The organism is Hymenobacter metallicola (assembly GCF_004745645.1).
GTDB lineage: Bacteria > Bacteroidota > Bacteroidia > Cytophagales > Hymenobacteraceae > Hymenobacter > Hymenobacter metallicola.
The window spans coordinates 2,383,947-2,397,234 of record NZ_SRMB01000001.1 but is presented as its reverse complement, the minus strand read 5'-3'; the positions used below and the strand labels follow the sequence as shown (position 1 = coordinate 2,397,234).

Genomic DNA, 13,288 nt, shown 5'->3' with positions numbered 1-13,288 from the left:
GAAATGAACACGCCAACAACCCAAAAATTCGCTTACGCCGTCAATTACACGCCCAGCTCGGGCGAAAACTGTCTCCAGCGCGTGCTCGGGAAACTGGCCGTGGAATTCATCATGGCCCTGCAGGAGAAAGTAGACGAGTTTCGCGCGGCCGGCCACGTCTTCGAGCGCGGCCAGGATATCCTAGTGCGCATTCCTGCCTGGCCCCAGGTGGTCCAGTTCGACTTCGTGCGCGAGGATGCCTTTGGGGTGTACTTCCGTGGCGAAATCTTTACCAACTAGCAGTTATGTACGCTTTACACCACCAAGATTGCCTGCAGGTAATGGCCTCGCTACCGGATGGCTCAGTAGATGCTATTATAGCCGACCCGCCGTACTTGACAACCAATCTGCATTTTGACCAGGGCGCTTTTAACTGGTCGGCATGGTGGGTACAGGCTCGACGCGTGTTGAAGGATAACGGAGTAGTAGTGTTGTTCGCTGCTGACCTATTCACCCTGGATCTGATTCAAAGCAATCGGGAGTGGTACCGGTATCGAATGGTGTGGGCTAAAAGCAGGGCCTCTCGTTTCTTGGATGCTGCTTGGCGCCCGCTCGCTGGCCATGAAGATCTGATCGTGTTCGCCCCAAACATCAAGGCCGCCACTTACAACGCTCAAAAACAGCAGACAAGCCGCAATGTTGGCCGCGTGAAGCGCAAGCCGGATGTAGCACAACATTACCAGCAACACCGAGGCGGCGAATACAACGACACCGGAGAACGGCACCCGACCACCGTTCTGGACTTTGCCAGTGTGCCCACGGTGAACTGCGCCCACCCAACCGAGAAGCCCGTCGACCTACTGCGCTGGTTGGTGTCAACTTACACCAACGAAGGGGATACAGTACTCGATTGCTTCGCCGGAAGTGGTAGTACCGGCCACGCTTGCTTGGTTGAAGGGCGGCGCTTTATAGGTTGTGAGCTACACCTCGAGTATTACACCGCCGCCCTTACTCGCTTGCAAGCCATAGCCGCTACACCAACTCTTTTCGCTGCCTAGTTTTTCTCCTTTACAGTAGACCCAAGACCATGAAAGACAACACCGCATTGACCGGCGCCGAGCTGATAGCCGCTGAGCGCCAGGAGCAGATTCACAAGCACGGCTGGGACGTGGCCCACGATGATGATTATGGGCGCGGCGAGCTAATGCAGGCAGCTGCAACCGCCTTGTCCCTGTATGCTAGTGGCGATATGGCAAACATCTGTGTTGCTGGCCAAACTGAGGAAGTGAAAATGTGGCCGTGGCAAACCGAATTCGGCTTGGTTTTCTTCCGCAAGATTGAGCGCAAGTCGCCCCTGGAAAAACTAATTGTAGCTGGCGCCCTGATTGCCGCTGAAATTGACCGTCTGCAACGTGCCACCAACTGCACCGAGGGCTGCCGGAATGCTTCGGGCAACCCGTCCTGCCCTGGGTGCTGCATTCCAACCGATAAGTAGCGATGGAAATCCTGCATGTAATAAAAGGCCCTGCTTTTCTCAATGAAAAGTGCCTCTGGTCAACTGAGGGCCACTACGTTGGCCTGCAGACTGGTACCCATTATTCAGCTGCCGAGCACCGCCACTGCCCGCAGCTGCGAGCCATCATCCGTTCTGTGGACTCGTTCAACCAAACCGGCATGAACCACTTGTACTCAGAGGGTGAATTGCCTGAAAACCGGCAATCCTGGAAGAAAAAGTTTGTTGGGTGCCTCGTTACCGTTGAGGAGGCCCACCTAGCCTACGGCAAGAAAGTATACCGTGTATTGGAGTTGGAAGAATACTTTTCAGCCAACGAACTCGAAATTCTCAGCCCTCAATAACACCATGCGCACCACCCAAGCCCTGCTCGATGCCATCGACGGCGCCCCCAAGTTCGCCGCCATCCTGGCCGCCAACGGCTTCCCTGAAATTGCCGAGGCTATCGGCCACCTCGCTATTGCGGCCTGCTCCCGGCGCGGCCGTCGGCTGGCCAAGCCAGCTGATAGCCCAAAAAAGCTACGCGGCCCGCACAAGAAAGACCGCCAGGCCCTTGCCCAGGTTACCTTGCTGGCCCAAGCCCACCTGCCAGCGCCTGAGCCGACACTAGCCGAGCCCGAGTTGCCGCAGGTCCGCGTGAAGGCGGGTGCCTACGCCCGGCGCGTGGTCGAATTGGAAAAGGAGTTTCTGCTGGAGCCAGACGAGCACAAGCGCGAGGAAATCAAGGCCCGCCTGGACCGGATGCGCGAAAAGGCAACTGGTGAAGTAGCTGGTGAGGAACCTGCTGAGCTGCCAGCCGAAGACGCAGCGCCCGCTGCCGTGAGCATATCCTGGACGCCCATATTTGCTCCGGAACCCGCACCTGTCCGACGGCGCGGCCGGCAACCCGGCTCGAAGAACAAGCCTAAAGCAGTACCGGCGCCGCCACCCGCCGCAGAACCGGCTCAGCAGGAGCCACCGGCGACGCCCCCGCGCCGAGACTTCCGCCCCTTCGGCACCCATGACCGCCTCAACACCCCTTCCTGATATGCTCGAAATCATCACCGTACTCGTCAAATTCCTGGTAATCATTGGCTTTACCGGCGTATTGGTCTTTATTTCGCAGCGCCCGGAAGAAAACGCCACCCTGAAGATTGCCCTGGGCGGCTGCATCGTCCTTCTAGTCTTGAGCATCCTGTAGCAGCTGGCCAAATCTTACCGAAACCTCAACTTTTGCCCGGGCAAATCTTACCGAAACTCGGTGCAAGAATTACCGAAACTCCCTGAAAACTTACCGAAACTCTGGAAAACTTGCGGTATCGGTAACTTTTGCCAGTTGGAACATTAAAAAACAAATATATTTTAAAAGGCTCCGCCCTTTTGTAGAAGCACCCCTGGCTGAGCCGGAGGTGCTTCTTTCTTTATCTTGAAAATCGAGACAAAATTTGTTTTTCTATATCGTAAATCAAGACAGAATTCGTATCTTTCGTCCCAACCTCAGCCACGCTACATGACCAAAGGAATACTCATTTGTTTTGGCGGTGCCTTTCTCAGCGTGCTGTTGCTGCTGACCGCGTATCCTTGGCTGCTGCCTGCACCTACTAATCCAGTCGTGTATGCAGTATGGCAAATGGGGTTTGGCGTTCTGCTGCTGCTGGCTGATTGTTTCTGGGTACTCATCTATCATCTGCGCTATGCCGAAAGACTCGAAGAATAACCGCCGCTCCGTACCGGTAGGCACCTACTCCAACGCCACCCAGACGCGCGGCAAGGCCGGCAACGTCACCCAGCAGTTCCTGGAAGAGGTCGGCCACGACCAGCGCGGCATGCAGGAACTCTACCGGGAGGCTATTCGGGACATTGCCGACCCACTGAACCCGGGCAAAACCCTGACCTATGGGCAACTGCTGGCCGGCATGCGCACGCCGGAAGGAGTGAAGCGGGCCGAAGCCTACGGCCGCGCAATGGGCCTGAACCGCACCATGACGCCCGTTGAGCACGCCCAGGCAGAGTTTGATGCCGGCCGTGGGCGCCTGCTGGCAGCGGCGGAGAAAAACCCCGGGCAGTTGGCTTTCGCCCCCGAAGCCGTGGAAGCCTACATGGCCCCGCGCCGCGCCGCCTACGTGAACGAAACGCAGTACGCCAACGACCCGCTGGCCCGCTACTTCGCCGCCCAGGGTGCCGCCAATACCGCCAATTCCGTTGCCGTGGCCCCCGGCACCGCCACCCGCCGCCTTATCAAGCTCCCCTAAGATGCTGCTCCTCTGTCTTTTTGCAGCCCTGACGCTGCCAATGTTCCTCGGGTTCAGCTCGGCCCGCTTCCGCACCGACTGGCGCTCCTGCCGCGTGCTGGGCCTTGTCGGCTACGAACTGCGTCTACCTGCAGCGCCCAAGCATCAGCGCGACCTGACCGGCCAACCAGATTTCCTGCGCGGCTACGGCCCCCAATACCACAAACAAAACCGGCGTATTCGCACGACGCGCGGCTGGATCATTCTCTAACCCATTTCCAACCTCCAACAACCCCTGCAGTATGTTCAAAAACGTGAAATCCGCCGCTTCTGCCCTGGCCGCCGCCGTCCTGGGTGCCACCACTACTGTTCCCACGCAAGCGGAGCCCGTGAAAAAAGAGCCAGTAGTAGTGCGCACTGCCCGCGAGGGCAAGGCCAGCCGCCAGCTGCTGCGCCTGTATAGCCTGGGCCTGATTACCCTTTCTCCCGCCGACCTAGACCGTCACGAGGACGTGGTGCTGGCCGACGAGGTGCGCAAAGCCAACAACCGCGACCAGAATCGCTTCGCTCGGCACTATGCCAACCCTGCCAACCGGCCCAAGCCGCACCACAAAGTTCCGTATGGCTGCAAGGTGAATACCGGCGCATTCGGGGACGACATGCCGATGAACGACTCCCGCCGAGCTAGAGTAAAATATGTAGGAGGTGAACTGGTGTCCTTAGCCCGCCCCCGGAGCCAGGACGAGCCCCGCACTCCGAACGAAATTGCCCGGGACAACGCCCGCAGCCGGTAAATGAGCTTTTCGCTGAAAGAGGGAATAACCCTCGGCGCTATCTTCCACCTGGCCGATTCGCTCGGCTGGGTGGTTGTACCGTTCGATAAGGCACCCCAAGAGTTGCGAGCCGTAGCCGGTGACGGTGAAATCGAGCCAAACGCAATTCTCGTCTCTCGCAATGACGATGATGTAAGGTGGCTGGTAATGTGCCTTGCCGCTGGCGGTGTTGGCGAAAAGGAAGCTATGTACTTGGAGCACACGATCTATTTCTTCTACTAAATGCAACCCCTGTACGATAAACTGCTGGTTTCTGCGCCCAAGCGCAATGAAGACACGTTCCAGTTGGCCGGCCAGACCCTCTACAAGTCTACCGACTACGACGACGTAGCCACCTGCACGGCCGTTGAAGTCATGTGCGGCCCGCTGGGCTTGTCTCCGTACCGCATTCAGGGCACGGGCCGCAACTACACCTACTCCTCCCTGAAGGACCATCTGCCGTCAGCCGGCGATACAGTGTACGTGAAGTGGAGCGCCCTGGAAGATGCCAACCAGCCCGACCCGGACAACCACCCCAACCTGTATTTGGTGGATCTGGCCCAGTTGGTGGCTACGCCCGACGGCTGCGGTGGCTTCCTGGGTTTCGCTGGCTATGTGCTTTGTGAGCCCATTTTCCCCGAAGTAGAGAAAGCGCCCGAGCTGGCCCACGCCGAGGGCACGCTGCTGCCCAGCGGCTTGTTCCTGCCCGCCCTGGGCGTGAACAAAGGTCCGCAGGAAGGCGACGAAAGCACCACCCGCGAGAACCTGCCCACCCGCAACGGCGTGCTGGCCATCAAGCGCGAGGGCCTGGTGCGCTACACCGGCAAGCCGCTGAAGGGCCAGCCCGACGAAGTGAAAGCCTTCGACCACGTAGTATTCAGCCGCTCGATCACCGGCCGCCACGGCTACCCACTGCGGGTAACGTTGGAGGGCCGCGAGTACTACGCCGTCCGTCGGGACTTCATCGACGCCGTGCGGGCACCCCACCCGCCCATGCTCAACGAAACCCACCTGCGCATTTCCCGGCCCGAGCCTGAATACGCCAAGGTGTTCAGTATCAACCACACCGACGACGACCGGGTGGCCGCCGAAATTGCCGCCTCTTACCGCCAAACCGCATGAGCCGTGGCTATAACTTCGACCTTTCCGTATTGGACCGGCTGGTACTCGGTACGCCTTACCGCGCCACCGACGTACTCAGCGCCTATTGCGACAATCAGCCGCTCGTTCACAACGGACTGGATCTATGCGCTGAGCTGCGACGCCTCGGCGGAGTGCTAGCCTTACCTCAACCCATTTATTAGCCCCACAATGGAAGAAAATCGCATTCTACTTGCCGCTACCGTATTCCCGAGCCAGGAGCAAACCATCGTAGCCCTGCCTACGGACGAGAAGTTTCAAGGCGCCCACAACTACGAGATTCACCCCATGATGCGCTTCGAAAACGGCGCTGCTGTCTATGGGGAGGGCACCCATGCTATTACATTCGTAAAGCGTAACGAGGACGGAACGTGGCAGCCCGGCGTGCAGACCGAGCAACTACTGTTGCTGCTGAAAGACCGGCACAACAAGCTCAACAACGTATTCCCCTCCGAGGACCACGACGAGTTTATTGCTGGTATCGACAAGGCCCTGGCCGCCCTGGAGCGCCGGGTGCGCGAGCGGCAGGGCCGGGGTGTTATGGGCGAACTGAAGAAGTAGCCATGCACGATAACGACGATTACCTGGAGGGCCTAGTGGACGGCTTTCTGTGGTTCTTCAACCCCAAGGGCTGGGCGCAGTGGCTGCTATATGCAGCTATCTTGGTGGGGTGTCTTTTCTACTTTTCCAGCTGCACTTCGTCCCGACGGGCGACTGTGGCCGAGAAGACTGTTAAGCACGGCTACACACGCCCGCACTACTACAAAACACGGTGATGGACGAGAAAAGAATTGTCAACTACACTGTTGCTACAGAGCGCACCCCAGTCCTCCTTGCAAATACTGTTAAGGGATTGATTGCCCACGGATGGATGCCATTAGGCGGTGTATCTATAACGTCCGAGCCCGACAGGTATACGCTGGCGCAGGCACTTGTTAAATATTTAGAATAATGGCCGAGAAATCCACCCTGCGCTTCCCTATTGACAAGCTGAAGGCAGGCCAGCGCGTGCTCGACGCGCACCCGGAGCTACGGGCTTACCCGGCTTTCGTGGAGCACGGCGCGGGCGAAAACGACTGCTGGCTGCGCTTTACCATCTTCTACGCCGACAAGGGGAGCGAGTACCGCGACTTGCCCGTGGACCACAAAAAGCGCGAGTGTATGCGCCGCGCTGGCGTGCCAGCTACTGACAAGCGCCGCGCCGCCGTGGAGAAGTGGGAGGACAAAGATGTGGCGGCCATGATTAACCAATACGTGCGCCTGCAAAGCTCGCTGAGCTACGCCCTCTGGTTTCACGGCCTGGAATCCGCGTGGCAGACCATTGAGGGCCTGAGTGCCCCGATTGAGCGGGGTAGCCTGGACGAAACCAAGATCCAGACCGCCCAGAAAACCCGCAAGGATAACCTGGACGCCATGTTTGAGCAGGTGCCCAAGCTCGAAAGTCTGGGCAATACCCTGTTCCTCAACGACGAGGAATTGAAGGAAGTCCAGCAGCGTGACGTGCTGAACCAGACCGGTAGCGTGGAGAAACGGGCCGTGGGCCAATCATTTGTGCCCAAACGAAAATGAAGCCATTAACTCAACTATACACGGTTGCTGAGCACGGCATTGGTGACTGTTTGAGGACAGCATTTGCCTGTGTTCTAGATAAAGAGAAGCCGAACGATCTGCCACTATTTACTTACAATGAGGATTTGACAGAGGCTGGCCCCGGCTGGTTTTTGGATCTGATTCATTGGTTTCGCGAGCAGGGGTATGAGTTGGATACCGTCAACCTAAAAGCTATTCGGGAGGGCCGAGAAATGGCGCCGGGTACACTGGAGCTGTTGGATGGCTACTATGTTGCTTCAGGCGTTTCCCCAAGGACGTACCCAGATGGCACTATCATGCACCACGCAGTTGTTGCCCACGGCCGCAACATGGAAATTGTTCACGACCCACACCCGTCACGCGAGGGACTGAAAGATCTGCCAGAAATGGCCTACACACTCACGCCTTGTCAATAAAACCCATGCTGCCATTCCCCGGCTTGCTAGACGAACTCTGCAACTACCACCAAATTTCTCCAGCGAAAGATATAGCCCGCAAAGCTTTGCGGCTCGAAGTCAAATGTCGGCGTGCTGGCAAGACCGAATTAGCTGACCGCATCGAGAGGAAATACAGCCACTTATACCCTAAGAGTGACCTTGTAATGGCAATGGGCCTAGCCTTTCAGGCAATACGCCGCAAGTAGTCTCACCAGACCCAACCCCTGTCGTTGCGCCCTGAATTCGCAACGACACCATGAAGAAAGAGAAAGACGGCAGAATGTGGGACGTTATCGGGGAATACACCCTCGGTAGCCCTGTTGTGCCTGACCGTTCCGAGTTCCTGAACGGCCACATTACCAAGAAGAAAGACCAGAAGTTTGCCCATACCGCGCTGCCCACGCCCGAGGAATATCTGGCGTGGCCCCGCTACAAGCAGCAGCAGCTGGAAGACCAGGAGTGGGACCGTCGCGAAAACGGCGTGTGGTTCTACAACGACGGCGTGCCGACCTACATCACCGGCCGGCACTACTTCTACCTGAACTACCACCGCTACGGTAGCAAAAAGCCGGACTACCGGGAGCACAACCGCCGTTTCTACTGGTGGTGGGAGCACGTTATGACCAGCCCGAACTGCCTGGGCGGCTACCTGCAGACCCGGCGCCGCGACGGCAAAACGTCCCGCTTTGCCTCTATCGGGGTGGAGGGCGCGACCCGCATTGCCTTCTTCCGTTTCGGCATTCAGTCGAAAAACGAGGAATCCGCCGAGGAAACCGTGTACCGCAAGGAAGTGATTCCGGCCGTGGACGCGCTGAAGGAGGCCCCGTGGTTCGCCCCGCAGATGGCCGGCAGCTCGCGGCCCAAGTACGAAATCGTCTTTGATACGCCTGTCAACCAGAAGAAGGGCGCGGCCAACATGCCTGACCGGGTAAAGGGCCTGAAAAGCAAGATTTTCTGGAAGGAATCGACGGAAACCGCCCTCGACGGTGACGGCGTGACCTTCTTCCTCAACGACGAGGTAGGCAAGAAGCAGAAATTCAACTCCTATAACCGCTGGTCTGTTGTCAGCAAGCAGTTCGAGCCCGACGGCGAAATTGTGGGCAAGGGTGCCAATACCACCACTTCCGACGAGGACGACGACGACTCGGTGGGCATGTGCGCCCAATTCTGGAACAACTCGAACCAGACGCTCATTGGCCCCAACGGCTACGACCCGAAAAACCCGCTGATTCGCACCGCTTCGGGCCTGTTTCGCCTGTTCATTCCGGCCTACGAAGGGTTCAAGGTGGACGAGTACGGCCGCGACACCGCCGCTGGCAAGGAGCACTTTCTGGCCCGGCGCCGCTCCGTGGCCCATGACCCAATTCTGCTCCTGAAAGAGAAGCGGGCCAACCCGTTCACCATCGAGGAAGCCCTGTCGCCCAGCGTCAAGGTGGATTGCGTGGTCAACGCCGAGCACGTCGGCCACGTTTTGAGCCACCTGGCCCAGCTCGACCAGCCCATCTACCGGCGCTACCGCCTGGACTGGACCGACGAGAGTAAAACGAAGGTCAAGGCCATGCAGGACGAGGTGGCGGGCCGCTTCTACATTTCCTGGCTGCCCCCGGATTCCTGGCTCAACCAGGTGGAGGCCACCGGCCGTATCAAAACCAAGTACGGGGAGGTGGTGAAGTGGAAGCCGCTGAACACCCACCGCTTCGGCTCCGGCGCTGACCCCGTGGACCACCGCGACCCGGAAAAGCTCTCCGGGGCCTCGCTCACGGCCCTGACGCTGTTCTACAAGTTCGATGAGGACATGGAGGCGTTGCCCGACGACGCGCCCCACTACTGGCCCAGCCACAGCCAGATTCTGGAATACGCGGAACGGATGAGCGACCCGAACGTGTACTTCGAGGACGTAATCAAGGCTATTCACTTCTTTGGCTGCTCCATCTTCCCGGAAACCAACCGCCCGGCCCTGAAAGAGGAACTGATGGGGCGGGGCTACGAAGCCTTTATTTCCAAGCGCCCGGCCTCGACGCAGACCGAGCACACCAAGAACCAGAAAAACGCCGGGGCCGCCTCCTCGCCACTGATGATTGGCCGCTATACCGAAGAATGGGTAAAGTACGTGAGTCAGTACGTCGGCACGAGCCTGAGCAAGAACAGCCGGGGGGAAGTTGGAATAAACGACGACGGCATCCCCTACGACCCGCGCCGGATGCCCTTCCCCCGCACGCTGAATCAGATACTTCAGTTTGACCCGAATAAAACCACTAAATTTGACTTATCGGTGAGCGGCGGCTACGCCCTCTGCGACATTACCCGCTACCAGCCCTTTAAGTCTGCCCCTGCTGCTGACACGCTGCCGTCGTTGGCCGCTTTCGACCCACGCAACTACTTCAATAACTAAATGCCGTCCCTCGACCTGACCGCCAACTACGCCGTTGCTTACGCTTCCCGGAGCGAGCGAAATCCCAAGAAGAAAACCCAGGAGTGGATCAAGCAGAACGCCTGCGCTTACATCAGCGACGTGCTGCGCAACAATTCCACCATGTGGTACGGCGGCCGGGACCACTACGCCCGCCTCGATACCTACGCCGAGGGTGTGCAGGACACGTTGCAATACCGCCGCACCAAGCGGGGCAAGACCAACGACCCGGTGCAGCTCGGCCAAATCGTAGACCAGTCCCCGCTGCCCATCCTGCCTATTAAGCTCCACGCCCTGGAAGCCATGCTGGAGGAGCGCGAGTACGACCCCACCATCAGCGTATCGGGCTCCCGGGCTGCGCAGGAAATTGAGCGCCAGATCCGCAACATGGAGAAGTGGCAGGACGCCGGCCAGTTCGCCCGCCAGATGGGCATGCGGCCCAGCCAGGACGGCCTGCCCGAGCAGGTGCCCGCCGACGAGGACGAAATGCGCGAGTGGGTGGAAAGCATCGAGCTGGACGCCGCCATTGCCCTGGAGGAAAAGCTGGCCCTGTGCCTGGACCGCAGCCGCTACAAGCAGCTGGCCGCCGAGTTGCGCCAGCAGTTGCTGCGTCACGGCCTCTGCCTGCTCCACGACAAGCAGATTCCCGGCCAGGCGCCCACGGTGGTGCGCGTTTCGCCCGATATGGCCCTGATGCTGACCTCGCGCTACGCCGACTGTCGCGACTGGTGGGCGGGTGCCTACCTGGAAAACATCACCCTGGAGCAGCTACGCTCCGAGGTGGAAGCCGGCAAGGCCCTCGACCCGAAGCTGAAAGGGCTGGAGCAGCACCAGTGGAAAGCCCTGGAAACCCACGCCGCCAGCCTGCTCACCAGCAACATGGGCACCGTAGACCCGGCCATCGGCCTGAAAGAGGATACGGCTACCATTCAGGTAGTGCGCGTGTTCTTCCTCAGTGACGACGACGAGGTGCAGCAGGTGAAGCCCACGAGCAAGGGCAACCCGAAAACCTACCGCAAGCCCGCTGGCTTCAAAAACGAGTCGGATAAAGGCCGCGTGGTGCGCCGCACCATTACCAACCTCTACGAGGCTACGCTGGTAGTCGGGATGGACATTGCCTATAACTGCCGCAAGTCCTTGGAGCAGGGCCGCGACTTGGCCAACCCGCTCAAGGCCCGCCTGCCGTTTGCCGCCTACGTGGCCGGCCGGGTAGGCAACAAGGCCATCAGCGTGGTGGACCACTGCATTTCCATTGTCAACGACATGGAGCGCAGTATTCGCATGTGGCGGGCCGATATGAAGACCTACGTACCCGAGGGCTTCAACATCGACCCGGACGTGCTGAAAGACATTCCGCTGAAGGGCGCCGACGGCAAGCCCCTCTCAGCGCAGGAAGCCTACGAGTTTTTCCTGGAAACCGGTACCACGTTCGGCAAGCGCGTCAACGACAGCAACGAGCCGCTGGGCCTGGCTGTAGTGAAAAACCCGGGCGGCGTGCCAACCACGGCGGGCCAGCACTGGAACGACTTTTGGAATTCCATGCAGCTGCTCGAAGTCATTACCGGCGCCAACGCCGTGGCCTCGGCCGCCACACCCAAGGATGGCGTGGGCAAGGGCGTGCAGGAGCAGGCGCTGATGGGCACCCAGAACGTGCTGAAGTATCTGTTCCGCGCCCAGGAGTCCGTACATGAGACAATATTCCGCAACCTAGCGGGCCGTATTAAGCTCACAGAGCATCGTTCGCCCGTCACGGGCACGATGAGCTTACCCGGAGGGGCCAGCAAGCAGGTAGGCCCGTATCCGGACCTTTTTCGCTACGACTTCACAACCGGTATTGAGCCCCGCCCCACGCCCGAGGAGTGGGTGGACTTGTACGACACGGCCAAGCTCGCCCTGCAGCAGGGGGTGGCTGGCAGCCCCGACGGTATCGACTTCGAAGACTACCTGTTTGTGCGCCGCATTCCCAACCTGAAAAAGGCCAGCCGGGAGTTGGCCCGCCGTATCAAGCGCCGGCGCAAGCGCCTGCAGCAGGAAAGCCAGCAGCTGCAACAGCAGAACGGCGACGTGCAGAACCAGAGTCTGCAAGCCAAGTCGCAGGCCGATATGCAATTGGCCCAGGCCACCTTCGAGCAGAACATGCAGATCGAGCAGTTTCGCCGCGAGACGCAGTGGGGTGCCATTGAGAAGCAGACCGAGGCCACTATCTACCTGGGCGAGCTGGGCAACCAAACCAAGCTCACCGCCCTGGGCGTGCAGGAGCAGGGCAAGACGGACCGCGAAAACCTGAAAGTCGAGCACAAGCTGACCGAGCAGGTGTTGGGTGGCCAGCAGCGGGCCGATGAGCAGCTGCGCGAGGCGGCCCTGGCCCCGGAACCTACCTCGGCCGCCGCATGAGCCTAGCCGCCCTGGTAGCTGGCTTGCCCCTGGAAAAGGACAAGCTCTACACGCGCCAAACCTTCCAGCGCCACCTCTCCGCCGACCAGCTCGCGGAGGCGGTGGCCCTGGACTTGGTGTGTTACCGCAGTCAGTTTGGCGTAGAGGAGTTCTGGGTGGACGGCCAGCCGCACATGCGAGCCACGCGCTTTAGTGCGCCCCGCAAGGGTGGGGTAGGGGTACCGGCCCCGAAGGAGCAGGGCGGGGCCATTATGCCCGTCCCGAAAGCAAAAAAGCCAGCTGCGACCAAGAAGGTGCAGCTGGCTCCGGCCGGTGCTGGCTTGTTTGGCTAAACCAAACGTGGGTTTTGGGCACGGCCTTCTTGGTTGCTAAGCAGGGTCATGGCTTCAGCCTTCTGGCTACTTTTAGGCAATCATCTTCGCTTAGCAACTCGGCAGGGTCAACTTTTAGCCGAGCGAGTGCGGCTAATGCTTTATCAATCGCCAACTGCCTGATAATTTCAGAATCATCGTTCTCAGTATCCAAGTCTAGATGAGTAACCAGTGACAGGGCATATAACCGAGCTGCTAAGGTGTACTGCGGTTTCGTTGGCTTACTCACCATACACCTCCTTTCCGGCGCACCCTGCACAACCTACGGGGGCTCCCTGGGGCGGATTCAAGGCGTTAGTTTCTCGCAAGACCTTCCCGGCCTTCATGTCGTTGAAAAACCGCCGCATGACTCGCGCAAGATCAGGCCGACGCAGATGCACAATGCTGATAGCCTCGCTTATCTCGGTTAATTCAACTGAACTATACTCCGCA

Annotated in this window: 19 protein-coding genes; all 19 read left to right on the top strand. The window is 59.2% G+C overall.

The features are described from left to right. The first annotated feature begins 3 nt into the window (after positions 1–3). Entirely contained in the window at positions 4–279 is a 276-nt protein-coding gene (locus tag E5K02_RS10325) for a hypothetical protein (protein WP_135394643.1), read from the top strand. Between the two features lie 5 nt (positions 280–284). Beyond that, the gene (locus E5K02_RS10320) at positions 285–1,037 is read left to right on the top strand and encodes a DNA-methyltransferase (protein ID WP_135394642.1); all 753 of its coding nucleotides are present in this window, start codon (positions 285–287) and stop codon (positions 1,035–1,037) included. 29 nt (positions 1,038–1,066) lie between these two features. Then, on the top strand, positions 1,067–1,474 hold the full coding sequence (locus tag E5K02_RS10315; protein ID WP_135394641.1) for a hypothetical protein: 408 nt from the start codon (positions 1,067–1,069) through the stop codon (positions 1,472–1,474). A gap of 2 nt (positions 1,475–1,476) precedes the next feature. Further along, positions 1,477–1,836 carry a hypothetical protein gene (locus tag E5K02_RS10310; RefSeq protein WP_135394640.1) on the top strand — a complete coding sequence of 120 codons (360 nt, stop codon included), beginning with the start codon at positions 1,477–1,479 and terminating at the stop codon, positions 1,834–1,836. Positions 1,837–1,840: 4 nt separating this feature from the next. Beyond that, on the top strand, positions 1,841–2,518 hold the full coding sequence (locus E5K02_RS10305) for a hypothetical protein (RefSeq protein ID WP_135394639.1): 678 nt from the start codon (positions 1,841–1,843) through the stop codon (positions 2,516–2,518). A 1-nt stretch (position 2,519) separates the two neighbouring features. Continuing rightward, positions 2,520–2,672, top strand: coding sequence for a hypothetical protein (locus tag E5K02_RS25525; protein WP_167856352.1), 153 nt, complete (start codon positions 2,520–2,522; stop codon positions 2,670–2,672). A gap of 225 nt (positions 2,673–2,897) precedes the next feature. Continuing rightward, positions 2,898–3,188, top strand: a complete 291-nt coding sequence (locus E5K02_RS10300; RefSeq protein ID WP_167856351.1) for a hypothetical protein — start codon at positions 2,898–2,900, stop codon at positions 3,186–3,188. Beyond that, positions 3,166–3,723 (top strand): hypothetical protein, encoded by a 558-nt coding sequence (locus E5K02_RS10295; protein ID WP_135394637.1) that lies wholly within the window; start codon positions 3,166–3,168, stop codon positions 3,721–3,723. Before E5K02_RS10300 ends, E5K02_RS10295 begins: the two co-directional genes overlap by 23 nt. Before the next feature lies 1 nt (position 3,724). Continuing rightward, positions 3,725–3,973, top strand: coding sequence for a hypothetical protein (locus tag E5K02_RS10290; protein ID WP_135394636.1), 249 nt, complete (start codon positions 3,725–3,727; stop codon positions 3,971–3,973). A 31-nt stretch (positions 3,974–4,004) separates the two neighbouring features. After that, positions 4,005–4,496 carry a hypothetical protein gene (locus E5K02_RS10285; RefSeq protein ID WP_135394635.1) on the top strand — a complete coding sequence of 164 codons (492 nt, stop codon included), beginning with the start codon at positions 4,005–4,007 and terminating at the stop codon, positions 4,494–4,496. Beyond that, the gene (locus tag E5K02_RS10280) at positions 4,497–4,757 is read left to right on the top strand and encodes a hypothetical protein (protein ID WP_135394634.1); all 261 of its coding nucleotides are present in this window, start codon (positions 4,497–4,499) and stop codon (positions 4,755–4,757) included. Next, positions 4,758–5,636, top strand: coding sequence for a hypothetical protein (locus E5K02_RS10275; protein WP_135394633.1), 879 nt, complete (start codon positions 4,758–4,760; stop codon positions 5,634–5,636). It abuts the gene before it with no gap. A 189-nt stretch (positions 5,637–5,825) separates the two neighbouring features. Then, positions 5,826–6,215, top strand: a complete 390-nt coding sequence (locus E5K02_RS10270; protein WP_135394632.1) for a hypothetical protein — start codon at positions 5,826–5,828, stop codon at positions 6,213–6,215. Between the two features lie 214 nt (positions 6,216–6,429). Continuing rightward, on the top strand, positions 6,430–6,606 hold the full coding sequence (locus E5K02_RS26240; protein WP_394346418.1) for a DUF1737 domain-containing protein: 177 nt from the start codon (positions 6,430–6,432) through the stop codon (positions 6,604–6,606). Beyond that, positions 6,606–7,223 (top strand): hypothetical protein, encoded by a 618-nt coding sequence (locus E5K02_RS10260; RefSeq protein ID WP_135394630.1) that lies wholly within the window; start codon positions 6,606–6,608, stop codon positions 7,221–7,223. The genes E5K02_RS26240 and E5K02_RS10260 overlap by 1 nt, the downstream gene beginning before the upstream one ends. Further along, entirely contained in the window at positions 7,220–7,660 is a 441-nt protein-coding gene (locus E5K02_RS10255) for a hypothetical protein (protein WP_135394629.1), read from the top strand. Before E5K02_RS10260 ends, E5K02_RS10255 begins: the two co-directional genes overlap by 4 nt. Before the next feature lie 277 nt (positions 7,661–7,937). After that, positions 7,938–10,073: a hypothetical protein gene (locus E5K02_RS10250; RefSeq protein WP_167856350.1), complete on the top strand. Its 2,136-nt coding sequence runs from the start codon at positions 7,938–7,940 to the stop codon at positions 10,071–10,073. Then, positions 10,074–12,485: a hypothetical protein gene (locus E5K02_RS10245; RefSeq protein ID WP_135394627.1), complete on the top strand. Its 2,412-nt coding sequence runs from the start codon at positions 10,074–10,076 to the stop codon at positions 12,483–12,485. Then, positions 12,482–12,817, top strand: a complete 336-nt coding sequence (locus tag E5K02_RS10240; protein ID WP_135394626.1) for a hypothetical protein — start codon at positions 12,482–12,484, stop codon at positions 12,815–12,817. The genes E5K02_RS10245 and E5K02_RS10240 overlap by 4 nt, the downstream gene beginning before the upstream one ends. Positions 12,818–13,288 lie beyond the last annotated feature (471 nt).

Bases quoted from the DNA above. Each gene is read 5' to 3' on its own strand.
- E5K02_RS25525 (WP_167856352.1), top strand. From the start codon at position 2,520: ATGCTCGAAATCATCACCGTACTCGTCAAATTCCTGGTAATCATTGGC.
- E5K02_RS10275 (WP_135394633.1), top strand. From the start codon at position 4,758: ATGCAACCCCTGTACGATAAACTGCTGGTTTCTGCGCCCAAGCGCAAT.
- E5K02_RS10325 (WP_135394643.1), top strand. From the start codon at position 4: ATGAACACGCCAACAACCCAAAAATTCGCTTACGCCGTCAATTACACG.
- E5K02_RS26240 (WP_394346418.1), top strand. From the start codon at position 6,430: ATGGACGAGAAAAGAATTGTCAACTACACTGTTGCTACAGAGCGCACC.
- E5K02_RS10245 (WP_135394627.1), top strand. From the start codon at position 10,074: ATGCCGTCCCTCGACCTGACCGCCAACTACGCCGTTGCTTACGCTTCC.
- E5K02_RS10270 (WP_135394632.1), top strand. From the start codon at position 5,826: ATGGAAGAAAATCGCATTCTACTTGCCGCTACCGTATTCCCGAGCCAG.
- E5K02_RS10295 (WP_135394637.1), top strand. From the start codon at position 3,166: ATGCCGAAAGACTCGAAGAATAACCGCCGCTCCGTACCGGTAGGCACC.
- E5K02_RS10310 (WP_135394640.1), top strand. From the start codon at position 1,477: ATGGAAATCCTGCATGTAATAAAAGGCCCTGCTTTTCTCAATGAAAAG.
- E5K02_RS10255 (WP_135394629.1), top strand. From the start codon at position 7,220: ATGAAGCCATTAACTCAACTATACACGGTTGCTGAGCACGGCATTGGT.
- E5K02_RS10315 (WP_135394641.1), top strand. From the start codon at position 1,067: ATGAAAGACAACACCGCATTGACCGGCGCCGAGCTGATAGCCGCTGAG.
- E5K02_RS10285 (WP_135394635.1), top strand. From the start codon at position 4,005: ATGTTCAAAAACGTGAAATCCGCCGCTTCTGCCCTGGCCGCCGCCGTC.
- E5K02_RS10250 (WP_167856350.1), top strand. From the start codon at position 7,938: ATGAAGAAAGAGAAAGACGGCAGAATGTGGGACGTTATCGGGGAATAC.
- E5K02_RS10260 (WP_135394630.1), top strand. From the start codon at position 6,606: ATGGCCGAGAAATCCACCCTGCGCTTCCCTATTGACAAGCTGAAGGCA.
- E5K02_RS10240 (WP_135394626.1), top strand. From the start codon at position 12,482: ATGAGCCTAGCCGCCCTGGTAGCTGGCTTGCCCCTGGAAAAGGACAAG.
- E5K02_RS10280 (WP_135394634.1), top strand. From the start codon at position 4,497: ATGAGCTTTTCGCTGAAAGAGGGAATAACCCTCGGCGCTATCTTCCAC.
- E5K02_RS10320 (WP_135394642.1), top strand. From the start codon at position 285: ATGTACGCTTTACACCACCAAGATTGCCTGCAGGTAATGGCCTCGCTA.
- E5K02_RS10290 (WP_135394636.1), top strand. From the start codon at position 3,725: ATGCTGCTCCTCTGTCTTTTTGCAGCCCTGACGCTGCCAATGTTCCTC.
- E5K02_RS10305 (WP_135394639.1), top strand. From the start codon at position 1,841: ATGCGCACCACCCAAGCCCTGCTCGATGCCATCGACGGCGCCCCCAAG.